Genomic DNA, 7424 nt, shown 5'->3' on the forward strand with positions numbered 1-7424 from the left:
GCCACCGTTTCACGGGAAACGTCGGCGAGCCCGGCGTCCGGGTCCGTTTCGGAATCCGGTGCCGCGGTCCGGTGTCGGGGGTGCGCGCTACGCTGAGCCCGTGCCCGAGGACCCCGCAGCGAACACCCCCGTGCCGTGGTGGATCCTCGGTGACGACGAGCGCGAGCCCGGCATCGTGCTCGCGACCCCGCTGCTCCGCGGCGCGAGCGGTCTCGGGGCCGGATCGGCCGTCAACCCCGCGGCCGACGCCGCAGCGCCCCTGCGCATCGCGCTCGCCGAGCTGCCGGCGTTCGTCGCCGAGCGCGAGCGCGCCGGGCAGACGCGCTGGGTGTGGAGCGACACCGCGCACTGGTACCCCCGGTTGCTCGACGCGGGGGTGCGCGTGGCCCGCTGCCACGACCTCCGGCTCTGCCACGCGATCCTCGCCCGCTCCGAGCGCGTCGCCGACCCGGCAGAGCTCCGCGCCGCGGCCGAGTGGGACGCCGTCGCCGCGCCGCCGCCGCCACGCCCGCTCGAGTCCGAGCCGCCCGCGCTGTTCGAACTCGGCGCGGAGGCGCGCACCCCGGCGGGAACGGACGCCGTCCCCCACGACGCCACGGCCGCCCGGGCGGAGTTCCTCCGGCAGCGCGCCGCGAGTGCCGCAGCTCCCCGGCTCCGCACGCTCCTCGCCGCGGAGTCGGCAGGAGCGCTCATCGCGGTCGAGATGAGCGCGGCGGGACTGCCCTGGGACACGGCGGAGCACGAGCGCATCCTCGAGTCGCAGCTCGGCCCGCGCCCGGCCCTCGGCGCGAAGCCCGAGCGCATGCTCGCGCTCGCGGAGGAGGTGCGCGCGGCGCTCGGCGATCCCTCCGCGCACCTCGACTCGCCCCCGAAGCTCGTCCCCGCGCTGCGCCGCGCGGGGATCGACGTCGCGTCGACCTCGCAGTGGGAGCTCGCGGAGCACGAGCACCCCGCGATCCCCCCGCTCCTCGCCTACAAGAAGCTCGGCCGCCTCCTCACAGCGAACGGCTGGAGCTGGATCGAGGAGTGGGTGCGCGATGGGCGATACCGCCCCGTCTACGTGCCCGGCGGCGTGCCCACGGGACGCTGGGCGTCGAGCGGGGGCGGCGCTTTGCAGATCCCGCGCCAGCTGCGGCCGGTGCTGCGCGCCGACCCCGGCTGGCGCCTCGTCACGGCCGACGTGTCCCAGCTCGAACCGCGCGTCCTCGCGGCCACGGCGGGCGACCGCGCGCTCGCGGCGGCGGCGCGCGGCACCGACCTGTACGCCGGGATCGTGCGCTCGGGCGCCGTGAGCACCCGCGACGAGGCGAAGTTCGCGGTGCTGGGCGCGATGTACGGCGCGACCACGGGCGAGTCCGGCCGGCTCGCCCCGCGGCTGCGCAAGAGCTACCCCCGAGCGATGGCGCTCGTCGACCGCGCCGCGTCGACGGGCGAGCAGGGCGGCCAGGTGAGCACGTTGCTCGGGCGCACCTCGCCCCGGCCCGACGCGGCCTGGGCCGACACGCAGGCACGCGCGAGCCTGCCCGGCGCCACCGCCACAGACGAGGCCCGAGCGCGGAGCAGTGCGCGCGAGTTCGGGCGGTTCACGAGGAACTTCGTGGTGCAGGGCACCGCCGCCGAGTGGGCGCTCGCGTGGCTCGCGAGCCTCCGCTCCCGGCTGGCCGCGCTCCCCGCAGCGACGACGGCGCCGCCGGCCAGCGCATCGGGGCCGCTCTTCGCCTCCCGCGCCCACCTCGTGTTCTTCCTCCACGACGAGGTGATCGTGCACACCCCGGCTGAGCACGCCGAGCTCGTCGCCGACGCCGTGCGGGCGGCCGCGGCCGACGCCGCGCAGCTCCTCTTCCCCGGGGCGCCCGTCGACTTCCCGCTCGACCTCGCGATCGTGGAGCGCGCGTCGGCGAAGTAGTCCGCCCGGAACGCGAAAACGCCCCGGGGAATTCTCCCCGGGGCGCTCTCCGTCGCGCGTCTGCGCGGACTACTTGTCGGTCTTCGCCTCGTCAGCGGTCTCGGCCGCCGCATCCTTCGTGGCGGTGGCGGAGTCCTTCGCGTCAGCGGTGGCCTCCTCCACGAAGTTCGCGGGGAGCACGTAGGCGCGGTACTCGGCGAGCGTGCCGTCGAGCACGGGCACCTTGTGCTCGACCTCGGCAGCGCCCGGCTGCTGGAAGTACGCGTCGATCGTCGCGCCGGGCTGCAGGCCCGGGATCGTGACGACGACCGGAGCCTCGTCGCCCTCGGGGTTGCCGAAGAGCGTGTTGCCCGTGGGGACGGTGAACTCGGCGCGCGCCTGCTGCGTGCCCTCGTTCATGAAGGTCACGGCGAGCTCCTGCTCGGCGCCCGTGAGGTTGACCGCGCCGAAGACGACGTTGAAGTTCTCACCGGTCTCATCCGCGATGAGCATGATGTTGCGTACGTCCACGCCCTCGACGTTGACGTCGACGCCATCGCTCGGAGCGTACGGCTTCAGCGTTCCCTGGGGGGCGATCAGGCTGCATCCGGTCGCGCCGAGGGCGAGGGCCGCCGCGATCGCGATGGACGAGGCAATCCGAATCTTCAAGGTGGTCCTCCGAGCCGTGGGTGAATCTGTGAGTGCAGCACCGCTTCATCGGCGCGCACAGTCAACTCTCATCATACTCACCCCCGCGATGGGCATGCAGCTTAGGTAAGCCTAACTCCGAGCGAAAGGGGTGTGGTATCCTAGTGGTTGGACTGTAAAGGAGCCACTCGATGCAATTTGAGGTCGGAGAGACCGTCGTCTACCCCCACCACGGCGCAGCCAAGATCATCGAGGTGAAGAAGCGCAAGCTGGGCGGCGAGGAAAAGCTTTTCCTGAAGCTGCAGGTGAACCAGGGCGATCTCACCATTGAGGTTCCCGCCGAGAACTGCGATCTCGTCGGCGTACGCGACGTGATCGACAAGGAGGGCCTCGAGCGCGTGTTCGAGGTGCTGCGCGCCCCGTTCACGGAGGAGCCCACCAACTGGTCCCGCCGGTACAAGGCCAACCTGGAGAAGCTCGCCTCGGGCGATGTGATCAAGGTGTCCGAGGTCGTCCGCGACCTGTGGCGCCGCGACCAGGAGGTCCGCTCGCTCTCGGCCGGCGAGAAGCGCATGCTCGCGAAGGCGCGGCAGATCCTCGTCTCCGAGCTCGCGCTCGCCGAGAAGACCGACGAGGAGAAGGCCGGCGCCGTCCTCGATGAGGTGCTCGCCTCCTAGGCAAGCCACCGACGCTGTTTCCGAAACGCCCCGCACCCGCTGCGGGGCGTTTCGTTTGCCCCGCGAGTACGCTGGCCCTATGAGCGCGCACCACTCCGAATCTGCGACACACCCGCTTCCCGCCCTCGGCGTGATCCTCGTCGGGGCCGGGGCGGGGCGCCGCCTCGGCGCCGACATCCCGAAGGCCTTCGTGGAGCTGCGCGGACGCAGCCTGATCGAGTTCGGGATCGGCGTGGTCACGGCGCTCCCCCACCCGGGCCACCTCGTGGTCGTCGTGCCGGAATCGCGCGCGGCGCAGACCCTGCAGCTCGTCGAGGCGATCCTGCCCCGCGACTCCGACTGGGGCGTCTCCGTGGTCGCCGGCGGGCGCGAGCGCCACGAGTCGGTGCGCTTCGGGCTCGACGCCCTGCCCCCGAGCGTCGACACCGTCCTCGTCCACGACGCCGCCCGGCCGTTCGCCAGCCTGGAGCTGTTCGAGCGCGTCGCCGCGGAGGTGCGGCGCACGGGCGACTCCGTGATCCCCGCACTGCCCGTGACCGACACGCTGAAGCGGGTCGACGCGGACGGGATCGTGCACGAGACCGTCGACCGCGCCCCGCTCGTCGCCGTTCAGACGCCGCAGGGCTTCCCACGGGAGCTGCTCGCGGCCGCGCACGCCGCCCGCGAGGAGGCTGTGGCAGAGGCGATCCCCACCGATGACGCCGAGGTGGTGCAGCGCTCGGGCGGGCGCGTGCGCACCGTGCCAGGCGAGCTGCGGGCCCACAAGCTGACCACCCCGGACGATCTGCCGATCCTCGAGCACTTCCTCGCGGCGAACGCGCTCGGACTGGAGGACGAGGCATGATCCGCGTGGGCACCGGCTTCGACGTGCACGCCTACGACGAGGCGGCACCGCTCCGCCTCGCGGGCCTCGACTGGCCGGGCGAGCCGGGGCTGAGCGGCCACAGCGACGGCGACGCGGTCTGCCACGCCGTCGTGGACGCACTGCTCTCGGCGGCGGGGCTCGGCGATATCGGCGGGCTCGTCGGCGTCGACGACCCGGAGACCGAGGGCGCCGCGAGTACGGGCTTCGTGCGGCTCGCGCTCGAGCGGCTCGCCGCGGCGGGCTTCGCTCCGGTCAACGTGAGCGTGCAGATCGTGGGCAATCGGCCCCGCTTCGCCGCGCGTCGGGACGAGGCGCAGCGCGCGATGAGCGAGCTCGTCGGCGCCCCCGTCTCGCTCGCCGCGACGACGACGGATCACCTGGGCTTCACGGGACGTGGCGAGGGCCTCGCCGTGATCGCGACGGCACTCATCGAGCAGCGCTAGCGCCCCGCCCTGAAGCACATCGGGTCGAGTGTGATCCGGTATCGAGTGCGAATACCGGATCACACTCGGCCCGATGTGGGGTGCGCGGGCGGGCGCAGGCGCGGGGATGCGCGGGCCCGCGCGGGCGCAGACGTGCGGGCGCACGCACGCGCCCAGGCGCGTCCGGGCTAGGCCGCGTAGCCGCCCACGAGGCGCACGGCGCCGCCGTCGACGCCCTTGGCGCCCTGCTCGAAGCCCGTGAAGTCGCGCGCCGCGGTCGAGACCGTGCCAGCCACCCACGTGTCGAGCCCCTCGGCCGTGAGCGCGGCGGCGACCTGCGGCGCCTGCGCGGCCGAGACCACCGCGAACATCCCGACGCCGAGGTTCCATGCGCCCTCGAGCGACTCGAGCGAGTGGCCGCCCAGCTCGGCGAGGTGGCGGAAGACGGGCAGCGGCGACCAGCTCGCGCGGTCCACCTCGACCCAGGCGCCCTGCGGCAGCACGCGCGCGAGGTTCGCCGCGATCCCGCCGCCGGTCACGTGGCTCAGCATGTGGATGGCGCCGTCAAGCGCCGGGTCCTCGAGCACGCGCAGCAGCGGCGCCGTGTAGAGCGCGGTGGGAGTGAGCAGGGCCTCGCCGTAGCTCGCGCCGAGATCCGCGCTGTGGTCGTGGTAGCCGATCCCGCGCTCCGCGAGGATGTGGCGCACGAGCGAGAAGCCGTTGGAGTGGAGCCCGGAGGCGGCCATCGCGAGCACGACGTCGCCGTCCTGCACGCGAGTGGGCTGGAGCATCTTGTCGGCCTCGACGACGCCCGTCGCGGCCCCCGCGACGTCGTAGTCGTCCGGGCCGAGCAGGCCGGGGTGCTCGGCGGTCTCGCCGCCGACGAGCGCGGTGCCCGTGGCCGAGCAGGCCTCGGCGATCCCGCGCACGATGTCGGCGATGCGCTCCGGGACGAGCTTGCCGCACGCGATGTAGTCGGTCATGAAGAGCGGCTTCGCGCCCACCACGACGATGTCGTCGACGACCATCGCGACGAGGTCCTGGCCGATCGTGTCGTGCTTGTCGATCGCCTGCGCGATCGCGACCTTCGTGCCGACGCCGTCGGTCGACGAGGCGAGGAGGGGGCGGCGGTAGCCGAGCAGCGCCGAGGCGTCGAACATGCCGGCGAAGCCGCCCACGCCGCCGAGCACCTCGGGGCCGTGCGTGCGGGTCACCGCAGACTTCATCAGTTCGACGGCAAGGTCACCCGCCGCGGTATCCACTCCGGACTGGGCATAGATCGACGCGTTTTCGCTCACGGCAGATAGCCTACCGTGCCCGCGGGGCCAGCTCGGGTGTGGGAGACTAGTCGGGCGCCGGACCGGCGCACCACCCAGTTTCCAGGGAGCACCACAACGCATGTGCGGCATCGTCGGTATCGTCTCGTCCGAACCCGTCAACCAGCAGATCTACGACAGCCTGACCCTGCTCCAGCACCGCGGCCAGGACTCGACGGGGATCGCGACGCTCGAGGGCGACTTCTTCCACATGGTGAAGGCGCGGGGACAGGTGCGCGAGGCGTACCGCACCCGTGACATGCGCCAGCTCGCCGGCACGGTCGGCCTCGGCCATGTGCGCTACGCCACCCGCGGCAACGCCGCCCGCGAGGAGGAGGCACAGCCGTTCTACGTGGGCGCCCCCTACGGCATCATCCTGGTGCACAACGGCAACCTCACGAACACCCGCGAGCTCACCGCCGAGCTCTACAACGTGGACCGCCGCCACCTGAACACACACTCCGACACCGAGCTGCTGCTCAACGTGCTCGCGAACGAGCTGCAGGCCGGCATCTCCGGGCTCTCGCTCGACGAGGATCAGATCTTCGCCGCGGTCTCCCGCGTCCACGAGCGCGTCGAGGGCTCCTACGCCACCATCGCGCTGATCGCGGGCTACGGCCTGCTCGCCTTCCGCGATCCGTTCGGGATCCGCCCGCTCGTGCTCGGCAAGCGCACGGGCGCGACGGGGCGCGACGAGTGGGTCGTCGCGTCCGAGTCGCTCGTGCTCGAGTCGGGCGGCTACGAGATCGTTCGGGACGTGGCTCCCGGCGAGGCGATCCTCATCACCCCGGACGGGGCGATGACGTCGCGGCAGTGCGCACGCAACCCGCGCCTCGTGCCCTGCGCGTTCGAGTACATCTACCTCGCCCGCCCCGACTCGGTGCTGAGCGGCATCTCCGTCTACGACGCACGTCTGCGCCTCGGCGAGACCCTCGCGGAGCAGGTCGCGCGCGAGATCCCGACCGGCGACATCGATGTGGTCATGCCGATCCCCGATTCGGGGCGCCCGAGTGCGATGCAGATGGCGCAGCAGCTCGGCATCCCGTACCGCGAGGGCTTCTTCAAGAACCACTACGTGGGCCGCACCTTCATCATGCCGGGGCAGGCGGTGCGCAAGCGCAGCGTGCGCCAGAAGCTCAACGCCATGAGCGTCGAGTTCGCGGGCAAGAACGTGCTCCTCGTCGACGACTCGATCGTGCGGGGCACCACCTCGAAGGAGATCGTCGAGATGGCCCGCGCGGCCGGTGCGCGGAGCGTGACCTTCGCGTCGGCGGCGCCGCCCGTGCTCTACCCGCACGTGTACGGCATCAACATGCCGACCCGCTCGGAGCTCATCGCGCACGACCGCACGAACGATGAGATCAACGCCGCGCTCGGCAGCGACGCACTCGTCTACCAGACCGTCGAGGGCATGGACCGGGCGATCATGGCCGGGCAGTCCACCGTCACCGAGCTCGAGCAGAGCTGCTTCACGGGAGAGTACGTCGCCGGGAACATCGACGCCGAGTACCTGGCCTGGGTCGAGGCGACGCAGGAGAGCTGAGCGCAGAGCTGAGCGCAGAGCTGAGCGCAGAGCTGAGCGCAGAGCGCACGCAAACGCCTCGGGCGCCG

The 7424-nt window shown here is 72.4% G+C and carries 7 protein-coding genes; 5 read left to right on the forward strand and 2 right to left on the reverse strand.

Features of this window, described 5'->3' with window-relative positions; genetic code table 11:
* Positions 1–100 precede the first annotated feature (100 nt).
* Positions 101–1906, forward strand: a complete 1806-nt coding sequence (locus tag U874_RS0112020) for a bifunctional 3'-5' exonuclease/DNA polymerase (protein WP_232755918.1) — start codon at positions 101–103, stop codon at positions 1904–1906.
* Between the two features lie 69 nt (positions 1907–1975).
* Here U874_RS0112020 and U874_RS0112025 read toward each other — a convergent pair whose 3' ends face one another.
* Positions 1976–2554: a hypothetical protein gene (locus tag U874_RS0112025; protein ID WP_025134786.1), complete on the reverse strand. Its 579-nt coding sequence runs from the start codon at positions 2552–2554 to the stop codon at positions 1976–1978.
* A gap of 170 nt (positions 2555–2724) precedes the next feature.
* Between U874_RS0112025 and U874_RS0112030 the strand changes: the two genes are divergently transcribed.
* The 3 genes from U874_RS0112030 (at position 2725) to ispF (ending at position 4518) form a co-directional block, all read left to right on the forward strand.
* The gene (locus U874_RS0112030) at positions 2725–3210 is read left to right on the forward strand and encodes a CarD family transcriptional regulator (protein ID WP_025134787.1); all 486 of its coding nucleotides are present in this window, start codon (positions 2725–2727) and stop codon (positions 3208–3210) included.
* 79 nt (positions 3211–3289) lie between these two features.
* Positions 3290–4054 (forward strand): 2-C-methyl-D-erythritol 4-phosphate cytidylyltransferase, encoded by a 765-nt coding sequence (ispD, locus tag U874_RS15390; protein ID WP_025134788.1) that lies wholly within the window; start codon positions 3290–3292, stop codon positions 4052–4054.
* Positions 4051–4518: a 2-C-methyl-D-erythritol 2,4-cyclodiphosphate synthase gene (ispF, locus tag U874_RS15395; protein ID WP_025134789.1), complete on the forward strand. Its 468-nt coding sequence runs from the start codon at positions 4051–4053 to the stop codon at positions 4516–4518. Before ispD ends, ispF begins: the two co-directional genes overlap by 4 nt.
* A gap of 167 nt (positions 4519–4685) precedes the next feature.
* On the opposite strand, the gene purM is transcribed toward ispF, so the two are convergent.
* Complete coding sequence (gene purM, locus U874_RS0112045) at positions 4686–5795, reverse strand: phosphoribosylformylglycinamidine cyclo-ligase (RefSeq protein ID WP_025134790.1); 1110 nt, start codon at positions 5793–5795, stop codon at positions 4686–4688.
* A 100-nt stretch (positions 5796–5895) separates the two neighbouring features.
* Between purM and purF the strand changes: the two genes are divergently transcribed.
* Positions 5896–7356 carry an amidophosphoribosyltransferase gene (gene purF / locus U874_RS0112050; protein WP_025134791.1) on the forward strand — a complete coding sequence of 487 codons (1461 nt, stop codon included), beginning with the start codon at positions 5896–5898 and terminating at the stop codon, positions 7354–7356.
* Positions 7357–7424: the final 68 nt, after the last annotated feature.

Source organism: Leucobacter sp. PH1c, assembly GCF_000633415.1.
Taxonomy (GTDB): domain Bacteria; phylum Actinomycetota; class Actinomycetes; order Actinomycetales; family Microbacteriaceae; genus Leucobacter.

Bases quoted from the DNA above. Each gene is read 5' to 3' on its own strand.
- U874_RS0112030 (WP_025134787.1), top strand. From the start codon at position 2,725: ATGCAATTTGAGGTCGGAGAGACCGTCGTCTACCCCCACCACGGCGCA.
- purF (WP_025134791.1), top strand. From the start codon at position 5,896: ATGTGCGGCATCGTCGGTATCGTCTCGTCCGAACCCGTCAACCAGCAG.
- ispD (WP_025134788.1), top strand. From the start codon at position 3,290: ATGAGCGCGCACCACTCCGAATCTGCGACACACCCGCTTCCCGCCCTC.
- ispF (WP_025134789.1), top strand. From the start codon at position 4,051: ATGATCCGCGTGGGCACCGGCTTCGACGTGCACGCCTACGACGAGGCG.